The 14,801-nt window shown below is 72.4% G+C and carries 18 protein-coding genes; 12 read left to right on the forward strand and 6 right to left on the reverse strand.

The window, feature by feature from the left end:
• Together K7862_RS23265 and K7862_RS23270 are read left to right on the forward strand one after the other, a co-directional pair.
• Nucleotides 1-547: response regulator transcription factor (locus K7862_RS23265; RefSeq protein WP_222965657.1), on the forward strand; the 547-nt coding region annotated here is incomplete at its 5' end.
• A gap of 3 nt (nucleotides 548-550) precedes the next feature.
• Nucleotides 551-2,113, forward strand: a complete 1,563-nt coding sequence (locus K7862_RS23270; RefSeq protein WP_308012133.1) for a sensor histidine kinase — start codon at nucleotides 551-553, stop codon at nucleotides 2,111-2,113.
• A gap of 40 nt (nucleotides 2,114-2,153) precedes the next feature.
• On the opposite strand, the gene K7862_RS23275 is transcribed toward K7862_RS23270, so the two are convergent.
• Nucleotides 2,154-2,936, reverse strand: a complete 783-nt coding sequence (locus K7862_RS23275) for an SDR family oxidoreductase (protein ID WP_222965659.1) — start codon at nucleotides 2,934-2,936, stop codon at nucleotides 2,154-2,156.
• 223 nt (nucleotides 2,937-3,159) lie between these two features.
• Here K7862_RS23275 and K7862_RS23280 point away from each other — a divergent pair, with 223 nt between their 5' ends.
• A complete protein-coding gene (locus K7862_RS23280; protein ID WP_222965661.1) occupies nucleotides 3,160-3,810 on the forward strand; it encodes a hypothetical protein in 651 nt (216 codons plus the stop codon).
• A gap of 26 nt (nucleotides 3,811-3,836) precedes the next feature.
• Here the strand turns inward: K7862_RS23280 and K7862_RS23285 are convergent, their stop codons facing one another.
• Nucleotides 3,837-4,595: an SDR family NAD(P)-dependent oxidoreductase gene (locus K7862_RS23285; RefSeq protein WP_222965663.1), complete on the reverse strand. Its 759-nt coding sequence runs from the start codon at nucleotides 4,593-4,595 to the stop codon at nucleotides 3,837-3,839.
• 141 nt (nucleotides 4,596-4,736) lie between these two features.
• Here K7862_RS23285 and K7862_RS23290 point away from each other — a divergent pair, with 141 nt between their 5' ends.
• The 6 genes from K7862_RS23290 (at nucleotide 4,737) to K7862_RS23315 (ending at nucleotide 9,394) form a co-directional block, all read left to right on the forward strand.
• On the forward strand, nucleotides 4,737-5,057 hold the full coding sequence (locus tag K7862_RS23290) for a hypothetical protein (RefSeq protein ID WP_222965665.1): 321 nt from the start codon (nucleotides 4,737-4,739) through the stop codon (nucleotides 5,055-5,057).
• Entirely contained in the window at nucleotides 5,054-6,466 is a 1,413-nt protein-coding gene (locus K7862_RS23295; protein WP_222965667.1) for a hypothetical protein, read from the forward strand. The genes K7862_RS23290 and K7862_RS23295 overlap by 4 nt, the downstream gene beginning before the upstream one ends.
• 7 nt (nucleotides 6,467-6,473) lie before the next feature.
• Nucleotides 6,474-7,415 (forward strand): DUF6086 family protein, encoded by a 942-nt coding sequence (locus K7862_RS23300; RefSeq protein WP_222965669.1) that lies wholly within the window; start codon nucleotides 6,474-6,476, stop codon nucleotides 7,413-7,415.
• A gap of 127 nt (nucleotides 7,416-7,542) precedes the next feature.
• Nucleotides 7,543-8,103: a hypothetical protein gene (locus K7862_RS23305; protein ID WP_222965671.1), complete on the forward strand. Its 561-nt coding sequence runs from the start codon at nucleotides 7,543-7,545 to the stop codon at nucleotides 8,101-8,103.
• A 180-nt stretch (nucleotides 8,104-8,283) separates the two neighbouring features.
• On the forward strand, nucleotides 8,284-9,117 hold the full coding sequence (locus K7862_RS23310) for a helix-turn-helix domain-containing protein (protein ID WP_262413664.1): 834 nt from the start codon (nucleotides 8,284-8,286) through the stop codon (nucleotides 9,115-9,117).
• A gap of 7 nt (nucleotides 9,118-9,124) precedes the next feature.
• Nucleotides 9,125-9,394, forward strand: coding sequence for a DUF397 domain-containing protein (locus K7862_RS23315; protein ID WP_222965673.1), 270 nt, complete (start codon nucleotides 9,125-9,127; stop codon nucleotides 9,392-9,394).
• On the opposite strand, the gene K7862_RS23320 is transcribed toward K7862_RS23315, so the two are convergent.
• A complete protein-coding gene (locus K7862_RS23320) occupies nucleotides 9,381-9,746 on the reverse strand; it encodes a hypothetical protein (protein WP_222965675.1) in 366 nt (121 codons plus the stop codon). The two genes, K7862_RS23315 and K7862_RS23320, sit on opposite strands and share 14 nt — an antisense overlap.
• A gap of 136 nt (nucleotides 9,747-9,882) precedes the next feature.
• Nucleotides 9,883-10,743, reverse strand: coding sequence for a chitosanase (locus tag K7862_RS23325; protein ID WP_222965785.1), 861 nt, complete (start codon nucleotides 10,741-10,743; stop codon nucleotides 9,883-9,885).
• A gap of 172 nt (nucleotides 10,744-10,915) precedes the next feature.
• On the opposite strand from K7862_RS23325, the gene K7862_RS23330 reads away from it, so the two are divergent.
• The 3 genes from K7862_RS23330 to K7862_RS23340 all read left to right on the forward strand — a co-directional run bounded on the left by K7862_RS23330 (nucleotide 10,916) and on the right by K7862_RS23340 (nucleotide 12,550).
• Complete coding sequence (locus K7862_RS23330; RefSeq protein WP_222965678.1) at nucleotides 10,916-11,134, forward strand: DUF2277 domain-containing protein; 219 nt, start codon at nucleotides 10,916-10,918, stop codon at nucleotides 11,132-11,134.
• A gap of 202 nt (nucleotides 11,135-11,336) precedes the next feature.
• On the forward strand, nucleotides 11,337-11,939 hold the full coding sequence (locus K7862_RS23335; protein WP_222965680.1) for an HD domain-containing protein: 603 nt from the start codon (nucleotides 11,337-11,339) through the stop codon (nucleotides 11,937-11,939).
• 170 nt (nucleotides 11,940-12,109) lie between these two features.
• Nucleotides 12,110-12,550 (forward strand): PPOX class F420-dependent oxidoreductase, encoded by a 441-nt coding sequence (locus tag K7862_RS23340; protein WP_262413665.1) that lies wholly within the window; start codon nucleotides 12,110-12,112, stop codon nucleotides 12,548-12,550.
• A gap of 63 nt (nucleotides 12,551-12,613) precedes the next feature.
• Here the strand turns inward: K7862_RS23340 and K7862_RS23345 are convergent, their stop codons facing one another.
• Nucleotides 12,614-14,068 carry an LCP family protein gene (locus K7862_RS23345; protein ID WP_222965683.1) on the reverse strand — a complete coding sequence of 485 codons (1,455 nt, stop codon included), beginning with the start codon at nucleotides 14,066-14,068 and terminating at the stop codon, nucleotides 12,614-12,616.
• Between the two features lie 226 nt (nucleotides 14,069-14,294).
• Nucleotides 14,295-14,711 (reverse strand): anti-sigma factor antagonist, encoded by a 417-nt coding sequence (locus K7862_RS23350; RefSeq protein ID WP_222965685.1) that lies wholly within the window; start codon nucleotides 14,709-14,711, stop codon nucleotides 14,295-14,297.
• Nucleotides 14,712-14,801 lie beyond the last annotated feature (90 nt).

Consider the following 14,801-nt stretch of genomic DNA (forward strand, 5'->3'; position numbering starts at 1 on the left):
GGTCGTCCGGCGGCTGCGTGAGGAGTCCGGCCGGCCGATGCGGCCCGGCAGCGGCCCCGACGACCGGCTGCCGGTGCTCTTCCTGACCGCCAAGGACGGCGTCGAGGACAAGATCAGCGGACTGACCGCGGGCGGCGACGACTACGTCACCAAGCCGTTCAGCCTGGAGGAGCTGATCGCCCGGATCCGGGCGATCCTGCGGCGCACCGGCGGCCCCACCGGCGACGGCCGGCTGGTCGCGGGCGACCTCGAACTCGACCCGGTCGGCCACCAGGTCACCCGCGCCGGGCGCCCGGTCTCGCTGTCCCCCACCGAGTTCAAGCTGCTCGCCTACCTGATGGCCAACGCCGACCGCGTGGTCTCCAAGCTGCAGATCCTCGACCACGTGTGGGCCTACGACTTCGGCGGCGACCTGAGCATCGTCGAGTCCTACATCTCGTACGTGCGGCGCAAGGTGGACTCCGGGGCCGGCGGCGCGCCCAAGCTCATCCACACCGTCCGGGGCGTCGGCTACGTGCTGCGCCGGCCCGCGCCCGCGCAGGGCTGACCCGTGCGCCGCCTCCGCCCGCTGCCCGCGCTGCGCGCCCTGCGCGCGTTCCGCCCCTCCGCGCTGTCGCTGCGCTCCCGCCTGGTGCTGCTGTCGCTGACGCTGGTGCTGCTCGGCCTCGCGGTCAGCGACACGGTCGTGCTGGGTTCGGTGCGCCACCAGCTCGTCAGCCGGGCCGACCAGCAGCTCGAGCGGTTCGCCGGCCCGTTCGCCCAGCGGCTGGACACCGAGGGCACGCCGCCGCCCGCACGCCAGCAGAACCGTCCCGGCGGCGTCCGGAACTGGCTGCCCAGCCAGTACGTGGTCGCGTTCGCGGCGACCGACGGCACCATCTCCGAGCAGTTCCGGCAGCCGATCGCCGCCAACGACCCGCGCCCGCTGTGGCCGACCCTGGACGCCGCCGAGCTGCAGGCGCGCATGAACAAGCCCTTCGACGTGGCCAGCGACCACGGCGGCGGAAGCTGGCGGGTCCTGGTCGTCCCGGTCGACCGTGCCGTCCGGCAGGGCGCCGGCGGGCAGCAGCGCGCGGGACAGCCGCAGGCCGGCAAGCCGCTGGCCGGCATCGTGGTGGCCGCCTCCCTGGACGACGTCTCGACCACCACCGACCGGCTCAGCCGGGCGTTCCTGCTCATCGGCGCGGTCGTGGCGGCCCTGCTGGGCGTGGCCGGCTGGTTCGCGGTCCGCGCCGGCCTGCGCCCGCTGCGCCGGATCGAGGCGACCGCGGCGGAGATCGCCGCCGGCCGCCCGCTGTCGCACCGCATGCCCGAGGCGTCCCCGCGCACCGAGGCCGGCCGGCTGACGACGGCGCTCAACGGCATGCTCGCGCAGATCGAGTCGGCCTTCGCCGCCCGCGCGGAGTCCGAGGAGCAGATGCGCCGGTTCGTCGCCGACGCCAGCCACGAGCTGCGCACCCCGCTGGCCGGGATCCGCGGCTTCGCCGAGCTGTACCGGATGGGCGCCCTGGCCGAGGACGCGGACGTCAAGCGCACGATGACGCGGATCGAGAACGAGGCGGTGCGCCTGGGCGCCATCGTGGAGGACCTGCTGACCCTGGTCCGGATGGACGAGCAGCGGCCCGTGCGGGTGGCCCCGATGGACCTGCGCACCCTCGCCGTGGACGCCCTGCACGACACCACGGCTCTCGACCCGGGCCGCACGGTGACCCTCACCGGCCCGGGCGGCCCCGGCACCCCGCCGGGACCGGCGCCCGTGCTCGGCGACGAGGCCCGGCTGCGCCAGGTCGTCGCCAACCTCGTCGGCAACGCCGTCGCCCACACCCCGCCCGGCACCCCGGTGCGGATCGGCGTGGGCACGCTCGACGGGCACGGCGTCCTGGAGGTCGCCGACAGCGGCCCGGGGCTGGCGCCCGAGCAGGCCGCCCGCGTCTTCGAGCGCTTCTACCGCGTCGACGCCTCGCGCAGCCGCCACGCGGGCGGCGGTTCGGGCCTGGGTCTGTCGATCGTGGCCGCGCTGGTCACCGCCCACCACGGCCACGTGGAGCTCGACACGCTGCCCGGCAGGGGCGCGACGTTCCGCGTCCGGCTCCCGTCGGCCCGGCAGGGCTGACGGGAAACGGCCCCCGGCCCCCGCCCCCGGACGGCTGGGCTCAGGACGGCTGGGCCGTCGGCATGATGGTGATCTGCTGGAAGTTCACCCGCGGCGGCTGCGAGGCGAGGAAGCCGATCGTCTCGGCGATGTCCTCGGCCGTGAGCCACTCCATGGCGTCCTTGGACCCCTCCAGCCAGTCCTGCGCCCCCTTGTCGGTGACGTGGTCCTGCAGTTCGGTGCCGACGATGCCCGGCTCGATCGCCGAGACGCGGACGTTCTTCGGTCCCAGCTCCACGCGTAGGTGGCGCGAGAGGTGGGTGACGTAGGCCTTGGTGGCCGAGTAGACGGCGAAGTTCGGGAAGATGTTCTGGGCCGCGATCGACGACGTGTTGATCAGGTCGGCCACACCCCGCGCGCCCGCGGTCTTCACCAGTTGCGGCACGAACACCTCGATGGCGTTCATCAGCCCGGTGATGTTGAGGTCGATCTGGTGCTGCCACTGGTCGACGGCCAGTTCCTCGACCGGGGCCGGGAGCATCACACCGGCGTTGTTGAACAGCAGGTCGGCGCCGCCCCGCTCGGCCTCGACCCGGTCGGCGGCCGCCCGCAGCGACGTCTTGTCGGTCACGTCGCCGGCGATGGCGGTGGCGCTGCCGCCGGTCTTCTCGATGCGGTCGACGAGAGCGGTCAGCCGGTCGGCCCGCCGGGCCAGGACGACGACGTGCGCGCCGAGCGCGGCCAGCTTCTCGGCGGACGCCTCGCCGATGCCGCTGGAGGCACCGGTGATGACCGCGACGCGGCCCTGGAGCGGCTGGGGGGTGGGGGTGGACTGCGTGGACATCGCGTCTTACCTTCCGGACGAGGGCGGGCGAACGTGCCGCCGGGTGCCCCCGGGGCACCCTTCCAGCACACCAGGCCCGTGGCCCGTCCGCACGACGGGCGCCCGTCGGCCGGCATCCGGTCCACCCCCGGCGAGCCCTCGCCCGGCCGCCACCACCCGGCCGCGCACGGCGGACTCCCGCCGCGCACTGCCATTTCCCGGGCCGGACGGCGACCATCGAGGCATGACGTCTCCCGCTGAGCGGCTCACCCACGTGCGCTGGATCGCCGGCGGCACCGCCGCGGGCAAGAGCGCGCTGGCCCGGGTGCTGGCCGAGCGCCACGGCCTCGCCGTCTACGACGGCGACCGCGCCGAGCACGCCTGGCTCTCCCGCACCGACCCGCGGCGCCACCCGCACCTGACGGCCGCCCGCAACCGGCCGCCGGGCGCGAACTGGCGGGGCCGGACCGCCGAGGAGGTGTTCTCCACCATGGCGAGCCTGCACGGCGAGACCGTCGGCTTCCTCGTCGAGGACCTGCTCGCCCTCGCCGCCGACCGCGTCACCGTGGTCGACTACTTCGGCATCCTGCCGCGGCACCTCGCGCCGCTGCTGCTCGACCGGTCCCACGCGGTGTTCCTGCTGCCCACCCCGCAGTTCCGGCGCGCGGCCCTCACCGCCCGCTACGCCGACCCCGCCCGGGCGCGGGCCACCTGGGGCGATCAGGACCCGGCCGCCACGCTCGCCAAGCGCCTGGCCCGCGACGCCCTGTGGGACCAGGAGGTGCGCATGCAGGCCGGCCGCATCGGCCTGACGACCGTCGAGATCGACGGCGGTGAGCCGGTCACCGCCCTCGCCGACCGCGTCGAGTCGGCCTTCGGCCTCCCCCGGCGCTGACCGCCGCCCGTGCGCCGCACGCCGGGCTACGGGAAGAAGCGGCCCGAGCTCGGGTGGTCCTGGGCCGCGTCGACGCACACGTTCGCGCCGCTGATGCCGCTCGCGCGGGGCGAGAGCACGAAGCACGCCGTGTCGGCGACCTCCTGCAGGGTGACCAGCCGCCCGCGCGGGAAGTCCTCGCGGGTGAAGCGGGCGAAGTCCTCGGGCCGGTTGTCCCGCACCCAGGCCCAGCCGCCGCCCTCGAACTCCACCGACCCCGGGCTCAGCGCGTTGACCCGGATGTTCCTCGGCCCGAGCTCCTGGGCCAGCGTGGCGGCCAGATGGATCTCGGCGGCCTTCGCCACCGCGTAGGACGAGCGGGGTCCGGGCTTCCACCCGGTGATCGAGGCGATGACCAACGCGCTTCCGCCGCCGCGCCGTTCGAAGTGCGGCACGGCGGCGCGGATCGCGTGGGCCGCGTGGCCGGCGTTCAGCGCGAAGGTGTCCGCCCAGTCCTGCGGGGTCGACTCCAGCAGGCCGCCACCGAAGGACCCGCCCGCGTTCGCCACGAGCAGGTCGAGGCCGCCGAGGCGTTCGGCCGCCTCGTCGACGGCCCCGGCGAGCTGCTCCGGGTCCTGGACGTCCGCCCGGACCCCCGGCACCCCGCACTCCGCCAGCCGGTCCGCGTCCCGCCCGCACACCACGACCCGCGCACCCTCGGCGACCAGCCCCTCCGCGATCGCCAGCCCGATCCCGTGGCTGCCCCCGGTGACGAACGCGGTCCTCCCCGCCAGTCCAAGATCCATGCGGCCACCGTCCCACCGACCCGCAGCACCGTTCAAGATCCCGCGGGCGGCCGTTCCGACCGCGGACCGAACCACCCTGCCCGGGAGCCTCGTTGATATCCTCATGGCACGTCGACGCCAGAACCGGGGACCGGGGGGACCATGGGCGATCTGGAAGCGGACACCCGGCGCATCCGCGACTGCTCGCGTGCCCTGCAGCGGATCTACGACCAGTTCACCGGCCACGCCGACCCCGCCGAGGGCTACTCGTCCGACGAGCTCGGCGACTCCCGGATCACCGACGCCTTCCACGACTTCGGCAGCAACTGGAAGATCCACCGCGAGCACCTGGCCGAGGGGATCCGCACGCTCGGAACGATCGCCGAGGACGCCGCCGACACCTATGAGGGCATCGACGCCCGGCTCGCCGACGCCCTGCGCAGACAGGACGCCGCGGCGAAGACCGAGGAGCCGCCGAGGTGAGGCGCCCGCCGGTGCACGACTGGGCCGTCCTCGGCGAGGACGGCGACCCCGTCCCCGGTGATCCGGACGCGATCACCCTGCTGGGCCTGACCCTGAGCAAGACGGCCGACGACATCTGGCGCGAGGCCGGTGAGATCAAGGCCCTGGCGTCCGTGGAGTCCTGGAAGTCCAAGGCCGCCGACAACTTCCGGGACGCGGCCGGCGACGTGGAGGGCACCCTCCGCAAGGCGTACCACCGGTACCACATCGCCGCTCAGGCCATGGGCACACAGGTACGGGACGGCAGCGAGGCGGACTGGGCCAGTGCCGTCGAACTCTCCCAGCAGATGGCGGCGAAGGCGCTGAAGGACGCGCAGACCGCGGACGCCGACCACCGGGCCGCGGCCTCGAAGATCGGCATGCTGCCACCGCACACCCCCGACACCGACCCCACGCTGGTCGCGCTCAGGAAGCAGCAGAGCGACGCGGCCACGGCCCTGGGCGCGGCGAAGTCGGATCTGCACGCGGCCAAGGACGTCCACGACCGGGCCGCCAAGGCCGCGGCGGAGCGCATTCACCGGGCCATCACCCACGACGGACTGCACGACAGCCGGTGGGACAAGGTCCGCCACTCCGTCGGCGACGCCCTCTCCGACATCGGCCACTTCGCCGAGGACTTCGGCGAGACCGCGCTCTCCGACCTGGCGTCCCTCGGCAACGCGATGGCGCACGACGCCGGCGCCGTCCTGGAGGTGCTGGGCGGCATCGGCCTCGCGACCCTCGGCGCCGGCGGCGAGGTCGGCGGCCTCCTGCTGGACGCCACCGGGATCGGCGCGGTGCTGGGTGTGCCGGCGGGCGTGGTCTCCGCCGGGGCGATCGCCGGCGGGCTCGGCCTGGCGGGCCTGGGACTCAGCACGATCGCCCGGGACGCCGCGGGGCCCGACCGGGTCGACATGACGTCGGACGGGGGCGGGGGCGGCGGAGGCGGGGGCGACTGGTCGAGCACGGAGTCGTCGCCGGCCTCCGAGGAGGATCAGGCCGCCTACACCCAGCGCAAGACCGACCTGTCAGGCCTCAGCAGGAACAAGCAGATCGCCGAGGTCAAGAAGGGCACGGAGGTCGACGGGCAGAAGTACAAGCCCGAAGGCGCTCTGCTGCGCGGCGCCAAACACGGAATCGACTGGACCGAGGGTCCGTCGCGGGCCACCAAGAGCGGCACGCCCCAGGGGAGGTTCGGCAGTCCGGCGGACGTCGATTTCGCCACCCGCAAGGCGTCCCAGCTCGGCGCGGGCAAGGAGGGGTTCTTCGAACTTCCGCCGGACAACGACTGCGTCGAGTACCTGCCGGACGGCACAACGCGCAAGCCGAATGCGATCTTTGTCAAGGTTCGTCCCGATGGTACGGTCCACGCGTACCCCCTCACCCGCTAGGCAGGCCATGAGCTTCTGGGTCCAGACCGGTCGTCCCGCCCTCCAGGACGTGGATGTCGTCGCCGACAACCTGGCCGACGCGATCACCATGCTGTATCCGCTCGACACCGACCAGTTGATCCTTTCCTGGAACCTGGTGCCGATCGCCCTGTCCTACTGCGAGGACGTCCAGGTCATGGTCGACGACATCGTCGTCCTGCTGGAGCAACTCCGGGACCCCGCGACGGAGTCGGCCCGCGTCTACTGGGGGTCCTCGACGTTCCGCGCCGAATGGCGGCTGCGCCGGGAGGGCCCGAACCTGGTCGTGGAGTCCCGCTGGGAAAGCACCAGCGGGAGCTACGAGTTCCTGCTGAACGACCGTTCCCCGCTGACCGTCGACACCGTGGCCTTCACCCGCGAGTGGCTGAAGGTGCTCCGCAGGCTCGTCGAGGACGTCGCCGCCAAGTCCGTGGCGCTGGACAACGCGGACATGCTGCTGCGCGCGCGGGCACTGCTGACGGCGGCTGAGTCGCCCGGGGCGGAGGCGCCGGGGGCGCCCGGCACCCCGAGCGAGGCCGGGGGCGCGACCGTACGGTTCCAGCTCTCCGCAGCCAACGCCGGCAACGCCGCCGCCGCGAACCTGTGGCGCGCCGAGCCCGCCGTCGCGCGCCTGTTCACCGGCGAGGCCCGCCTCGTCGCCGACGCCCTCGGCGTCCCGTCCGGGATCGGCGAGCCCGAGGGCGACCGGTGCACGGTGGACCTCCCGGCGTTCAGCACCTTCTGCGCCACCGCCGTCGAGGGGTACGCGAACCAGCCGGGCATCCAGCGCGCGCTGACCGTCGGCTTCGTCGCCACCGCCCTCGCGCTCCTCGACCGCGCCGGCCACCCCCTGCCGCCCGCGCCCTCGGCCGAGCAGCAGGCCGCCTGGTCCGCCCTCCGCGACCAGCACGCCGCGGTCATGCCCCGCTGAGCGCCTCCCGGACCCGCCGCCGCGAAGAGGCCGGGCCGGGATCACTCCTTCGGCGGCTACGCCCGATATGCCCCGATCCTTACGGTGACAGAGGCACATCGGGCCAGCCCACGACCAGGAGGAATCCATGCCGACCAGGCGTACCGGCCTCACCCTCGCCGCGGTGGCCGCGCTGCTCGCCGGCGCCACGACCGCGGTCGCCGCACAGAGCGACGGCCACGGAAGCGGCGACTCCCGGACGGCGACCCCCGTCTCGGCCTCACCCTCGGGCATCCGCCATCTGGCCACCGCGGTCGACCTGCCGGCCGGCGCCTGGACCGACGTCCCGCTGGAGGTCACCCTCCGCCGGCCCGGCACCTACGCCCTGGACGCCGACGTCCGCGGCCGCCTCCAGGGCGACCCCCCGGTCAACACCTACATCACCGCCCGCCTGTGGGACGTCACGTCCGGCACGGCCGTCCCGGACAGCGAGCGACTCGTCTACCAGGTCGTCGACTCCAACGCCGGCGAGGCGCCCCAGGGCGGCAACCAGACCGCGCCGATCACCGAGCAGATCCGGATCACCAGGCCGACGACGATCCGGCTGCAGGCGCTGCACACCGACTCGGTCGGCACCGCCACCGACGCCCAGGTCGCCTCCGACACGTTCGGCCGCACCGCGCTCCGCTACCAGTGGGTGGGGTTCTGACAGTTCCGCCCCCACCGGCCCCAGGCGAAACAATCACGCGTGCATTTTCCTCTGGTATACCCGCACACCTCCCGTTCCCCGCTCTAGCCTGACGATCACGAGCGACCACGGACGGTCGTCAACCGCGCACCCCGCGTGCGCGGTTGGCGGCTTTCCCGAGCCACGACGAGGTGGTGCGGCATGACGGAAGAGGACCGGCCGGCCGGAGAGCCCGAGGACGACGACGACATGGAGTTGGACGACGACTCCGCGAACGGCCTGCTGCGCAGCTTCGGCCGCCAGGTTCAGGCCCTGCGCATACGCCGCGGCATGTCCAAGGCCGAACTCGGCGCCGAACTCAGCTACAGCCAGAGCCAGATCGGCTCGATCGAGATCGGCCGCCGCGTGATGCAGTCCGACGCGATCGACCGCGCGGACGCGGTGCTGGACGCGGGCGGCGTCCTCATCGCCATGAAGGAGCAGGTCGAACGGGCGGGGTTCCCCAAGTTCTTCCGCGACGCGCGGCGGTACGAGGCCAAGGCGGTCGAGCTGCACGTGTACGCGACGCAGGCAGTGCCCGGCCTGCTGCAGACCGCGGATTACATGCAGGGAGTGATCCGAATGGAACGCCCTCAGCCGCCAGCACACGTCATGGAGCAGCACATCACCTCACGGCTGGAGCGCCAGAAGCTGTTCGATCGCGACCCTGCCGTCAGCATGAGCTTCGTCGTGGAGGAGAACCTTCTGCGCCGAACCTTCGGGAACCTGGACATGATGCGGGAGCAGTGGGAGCGGCTCCTGGAGCTCGGCCGACGACATCACATCGAACTGCAGGTCATGCCGACCGCATGTGCTGAACACGCCGGTATGGACGGCCCCTTCACCTTGATGGAGACCGACCAAGGGCAGCGCATTGCCTATGTCGAAGTTCAGCGTGTCAGTCGGCTTCACACCGACCGGAAGCACGTCCGGGAGCTGGAGTTAAAGTATGGGATCATCCGCGCGCAGGCCCTTTCGCCCAGCGCGTCCCTGTAGGAGAGCCATGAGCGTTGACCTGGCCCAGCTGGACTGGTTCAAGAGCAGCTACAGCGGGTCCTCAGGCGGCGAATGCGTCGAAGTAGCCAGCTCCTGGCAGAAGTCGAGCTACAGCGGGGACAACGGGGGAGACTGCGTCGAGGTCGGGATGTGCCCCGGCACGGTCCACGTGCGGGACTCGAAGGACCCCGAGGGTCCGGCCCTCTCGTTCACGCCGGAGGCGTGGACCGCGTTCGTGGGGTGGGCGGGAGAGGCGACGACCGCTACAGGTCGGTGATCTCGTCGGCGTAGACGCTGCTGAGCGGCTGCGGCCCCACGTACTGCTGGCAGTTGCAGGTGCCGGCCTCGAAGCGGATCGGCTTGCGGTCGGCGTCCCAGGCCGCCGGCACCTCGACAACCTCATGGCACTTGCCCTGCTTGTCGTGCTTGGCGAGGTGGTGGGTGCAGCCGCAGACCGGCTCGGGTGGGCGCTTGGCCGCCTCCAGGGCACGGCGCTCCTCGCGCTCGGCCTCCAGGACCTGCATCTTGCGCTGGTGCCGGCTGCGGAAGGCCCCGCGGACCGTCTCGGTGATCGAGGAGAAACCGCCCACCGCGAAAAGGGCGATCAACCACCACATCCAGCCGCTCATCGGCCTGCTCCCCCGTGCGTCCCTGCCGTGACGGCACCAGGGTAGACCGAAGGCCCGCCGCCGCGCCCCCAGGCTGCGGCAGCGGGCCTCGCGGCGGGGCCGGCGCCCCCTGCCAGGCCCCGGCCCCTCGAGGGGCCTACGGGAGGGTCAGGATCTGGTACGAGTCGCCGTAGGTCTTCCACTTCAGCGGCGGGTCGAGGTTGAGGTTGCCGGCGTTGAGGAACACGCGCTGCTCGGTGTCGACACGGCTGGTGTCGTCGTGGGCGTCCTCGGTCTTCATCGCGGCCTTGCGGGCGTCGAGGAAGGCGTTGAGGTAGGTGGTCTCGTTGCCGCCCTGCGCCGGGGTCTTGGCCTTCTTCATGGCGGTCTTGCGGATGCCGCCGAAGCTCACCGGGTCGTCGCCGGGGCCGTGCATCACGATGGCGTCGTAGTAGATGAACTGGCCGAGGGTGCCGAGGCCGTCGGACTTGGCCTGGTTCACGGCGGGGTTGAAGTACACCGAGTCGCGTTCGTCGTTCTGCGCCTGCTGGAAGACGGTGTCCTTGGCGGCGGTCTTCCAGGCGCTGACGAAGGCGCTGCCCAGGCCGGAGTGGGAGTCCGTGCCGTTGACCCGCTGCAGGGCGGGCAGGTACTTCGCGAGGCCGTTGCCGGGCTCCATGTCCGTGTAGTGCTGGACGAGTTCGAGCATGTCGCCGGTGCCGGAGCAGAAGCCGATGATGCCGGCGGTGTAGCCGCGGCCGTCACCGATGTCCTCGATGTACTTGTACTGCGCCTTCCAGTCCAGCGAGGAGTTCTCCGCGGAGGAGACCAGCTCCATCGCGATCTCCTTCTTGTGCGGGTCGGCGAGGCCCGCGCCGGACGCCTGGGGGGCGGCGGCCCGGGTGGAGTGGGTGACGGTGGCGGCGTTGCCGTTGGCGGCGAGGGCCAGGGAGGCGCCGCCCGCGGCGAGGACGCCGGCCGCGGCGATCACGGCTATGCGCCGGTTGGGGCGGCGCATACGGTGGGCGTGGGGGGATGAGTGCACGTGCGTCTCCGTTTCCGGCCGTCGGTCACACGGCCACTGCGGGAAGCTCAGGCTCAACTGGGCGGTTAGGAAAGGTTCCTAACCAATGGGGAGCATTGAAGCATCAGAGCTCCCGCTCGCCAAGACCTCGCGCCACACTGGTCTCATGTGCCGAAGCATCAAGACTCTGCGACCGCCGATGACGCCCGAGGTCCACGACGAGGACATCAGGGCCGCGGCCTTGCAGTACGTGCGGAAGATCTCCGGGTTCCGGGCGCCGGCGGCGCACAACCAGGAGGTGTTCGACGCTGCGGTGGAGGCGGTGGCCGCCGCCACGGCCGAGCTCCTGGACGGCCTCCAGGTCCGCGGCCTCCCGGCCCGGTAGTTCCGGCTCCCACCCCGGCAGCGCGGTACGGCGGCGGGCGAAATGGCTCAGGGGCGCGCCCCGCAAATGGCCCACGCGGAGGGCCCGAACGCCGCATACGGTCGAGTTCGCGACGCATCGCGTGACCCCCACCGCCCCCGGGCACGGGTGTCGGCGGCGGCGCCGCCACCCTCCGACCGCCCTGCCCCGCAAAGGACCCCGCATGTCGCTCGACGCCCTCCCCATGCCCGACTCCGAGGCAGCGGCCGCCGCCCTGGACGTGGCCACCGCCTACCAGTCCCCCGCGCTGCTCAACCACACCCTGCGTGCGTACGTCTGGGCTGCCGCCCGGGGTGTCGCCGAGAACGTCCCCTTCGACCCGGAACTCCTGTACGTCGCCGCACTGTTCCACGACCTGGGGCTCGTCCCGGTCTTCGACAGCCACACCGTCGCGTTCGAGGAGGCGGGCGGTCATGTCGCCCGGGTCTTCGCCGCGGGGGCGGGGTGGGCGCCGGAGCGGCGCGAGCGGCTGGCGGAGGTGATCGTCCGGCACATGGGGCCGCCGGTCGAGGTGACCGTCGACCCCGAGGGGCATCTGCTGGCGCGGGCCACGGCGACGGAGATCGTCGGGCTGGGGGCGGAGGACTTCCCCCGCGGGTTCAGGGCCGAGGTGCTGGGCCGCTACCCCCGGCTGGGGCTCGCCGAGGAGTTCCTCGCCTGCTTCGAGGCGCAGGCCGCGCGGAAGCCGGGGAGTTCCGCCGGTGCTGCGGTCCGTTCGGCCCTGGCGGCCCGCATGTCCACGAACATCCTGGACCTCCCCTCCTGACCGGGCCCGCACTCCTTCGGGGCACGTCCGGCGGCGGCCCTGGGGCACCCCGCAGGCCGAGGCGGGACGAGGGCGGGACACACCCGGGGAGGCCAACCGGGCCGGAGGGCGGGACACACCCGGGGAGGCCAACCGGGCCGGAGGGCGGCCGGACGACCTAGCCTGAGGCCATGGACCTCATGAGCGAAGCGGAATGGCGAGCGTTCGCCATGGAAGGCACCCGCACCGGCAAACTCGCGGTGACCCGCAAGGACGGCCGCCCCCACGTCACGCCCATCTGGTTCGTGCTGGACGAGGACGACCCCGCCGGGACCCGGGTGATGTGGAACACCGGCCACGACTCGCTGAAGGGCCGCGCCCTGCGCAGGGACCCGCACTTCGCGCTGTGCGTGGACGACCAGCAGCCCCCGTACTCCTTCGTCCTCCTCGAATGCACCGCCGAGCTCGTCGAGGACCTGGAGCAGCTCCGGGTCTGGGCCACCAGGATCGGCGCGCGCTACATGGGCGCCGACCGCGGCGAGGAGTTCGGGGCGCGCAACGCCGTGCCGGGCGAGTACCTGGTCGTCGGCCGCATCGACCGCGTCACCGCGCAGCGCGCCATCGCCGGCTGACCGGCGGCCACGGCCGCGCCCGGGACGTGCCCGGGCGGCCCGGGACAACCCGACCCCGAACCGTCACCCGTAGGAGAGCTTCGAGCACGGGCTGGCGTCCGCGCTGCGGGCCTGCTGGGTGACGCTCTTCGGGAGGGCCTTCGGCGTCGCGTCGGCGACCTTCGCGTAGTCCTGGCCGACCACGAGGTTGATGCCGGTGATGTTCAGCGGCACGAGCTGCGCGCCGGGGAAGAGCTTGGCCAGCGACTGCGCCTCGGTGGCCTGCGCCGATCCGTACTCGACGCGGGTCGTCGCGTGGTCCTGGGAGTGCGCGGTGCTGACGCCGGTCACCGTGAAGTGGTCGGCCTTGATCTTGTCGGACGCCTTGGAGCCGAGGCCGTCGGTGGTCGTGCCGTTGAAGACGTTCACCGAGATCCCGGTGCCGTCGACGGTCGGCGCCGGAGCCGGCTTCGGCGCGACCTTGCCGGAGGCGTTGACGCCGTCCAGCGTGCGGTCGGCCCGCAGCTCCGCGAACAGGTCGTCGACGTCGGGGTGGACCAGGTCGATGCGCGAGCCGGCGTACTTCCACGGCGCGGTGATGAACTGGATGTTCTTCAGGTCCACGCTCTTCAGCGACATCCCGAAGGACATCAGCTTGGCGGCGCTGCCCAGGCCCGGGTCGACGGTGAGCGACTTGGTGGCCGCGTCGGCGAGCGGCAGCAGCGTCGTCGGGTTCATGCCCTCGCCCTTGATCTTGGCGATCAGCGCGGACAGGAACGCCTGCTGCCGCATCATGCGGCCCACGTCGGAGTTGTCGCCCACGCCGTGCCGGACCCGGACGTAGTCCAGGGCCTTCTGGCCGGAGAGCTTCTGCATCCCGGCCGGGAGCACGAGCTTGCCCTTGTGGCCGAGGTTGGGGTTCATGTCCCCCTGGTACAGGTTGTTCGGCACGCAGACCTCGACGCCGTTGACGGCGGAGGTCATCGCCGCGAACCCGGCGAAGTCGACCACCATGGTGTGGTCCACCCGCAGGCCCGAGAGCTTCTCGATGGTGTTCTGGGTGCAGGCGGGGTTGCCCTTGGCCGTGTTGCCCATGGAGAACGCGGAGTTGAACATCGCCTGGGGCTGGTCCGGCGACCACTTGCCGTCCGGCAGCAGGCACGGCGGTACGTCGACCAGCGAGTCGCGGGGTATGGATATGCCCACCGCGTGCTTGTGGTCGGGGTAGACGTGCAACAGGATCGTGGTGTCCGAGCGCCCGATGGCACCCGAGCCGGAGCCGCCGAGCTTGCCGTTCTCGCCGGACCGCGTGTCGGAGCCGATCAGCAGCACGTTCACCGGCTTGTTGCCGTTGGCGTCGGCCTGCGCCGCCGCCGGGCGGTTCTTGCTCAGCCCCGCGGAGTCGAAGGTGGAGATGTTGGCGTTCAGTTTGAGGTAGATCGCGCCGCCCGCACCCACCACGAGTACCACCAGGGCCACCGAGATCCCGATGATCCAGCGCTTGCGGCTCCGCTTGCGCTTCAGGCCACGAACGCCCATTCCCACACCTTCGGTCCGGTGGCTTGCGCACACTTGGCGAAGCCCCAACGTCTATCACTGGAAAGCCGGGTCAATGTATGACTCGGGTCACACTCTTCCGGGCACGGGCCCGCGGTCCGGCCAGCCACCGTACCTGCTGGAATTCCCCGCTCCGGAAAATGTGAGATGTGTGACGCGGACGGCCCTCTTTCCGGCATTTACGTTTTGGCGGCCGTTGGGCCGGAGTTCAGCTCTCGGGCGGTTCGTGCGCCAAAGCCTCGTCCAGGGTGCGGAAAGGGTGGAATACCCCGTCGAGTCCGGTCATCGCCAGCAGTTTCCGGGTCGCCGCTCGGTCGCAGGCCATCCGCACCCGGCCGCCGCGGTCCAGCACCCGGCGCCGGCCGCGCAGCAGCAGCGAGAGACCGAAGCAGTCGATGAACTCCGCGGCGCACAGGTCGAGGACGACCAGCAACGGCGCCGGGGACAGCGCGGCCGCGGCCAGATGCCGGTCGACGTGCTCGGCCGCGCCCAGGTCGATCTCCCCGAGCAGCTGCACGACGGTGATCCCGTGTACGCGGTACGAACGGGCGTACGGCGTGGGCGGCGGAAGACTCTCGTCCGGCCGGCGGGCGTCCTCGCCCGGCTGCTCCCCGTGGTGGTGCACCGCACGTCCCCCTCGTACCGTCGGCCCCTTGCGTGACCTGCAGTAACCGTAGGGGACGGGCAGTGCCACACGGGAGGCCGCCCGGAGGAT

Origin of the sequence: Actinacidiphila acidipaludis (assembly GCF_019890725.1) — a bacterium.
Classification (GTDB): Bacteria; Actinomycetota; Actinomycetes; order Streptomycetales; family Streptomycetaceae; genus Actinacidiphila; species Actinacidiphila acidipaludis.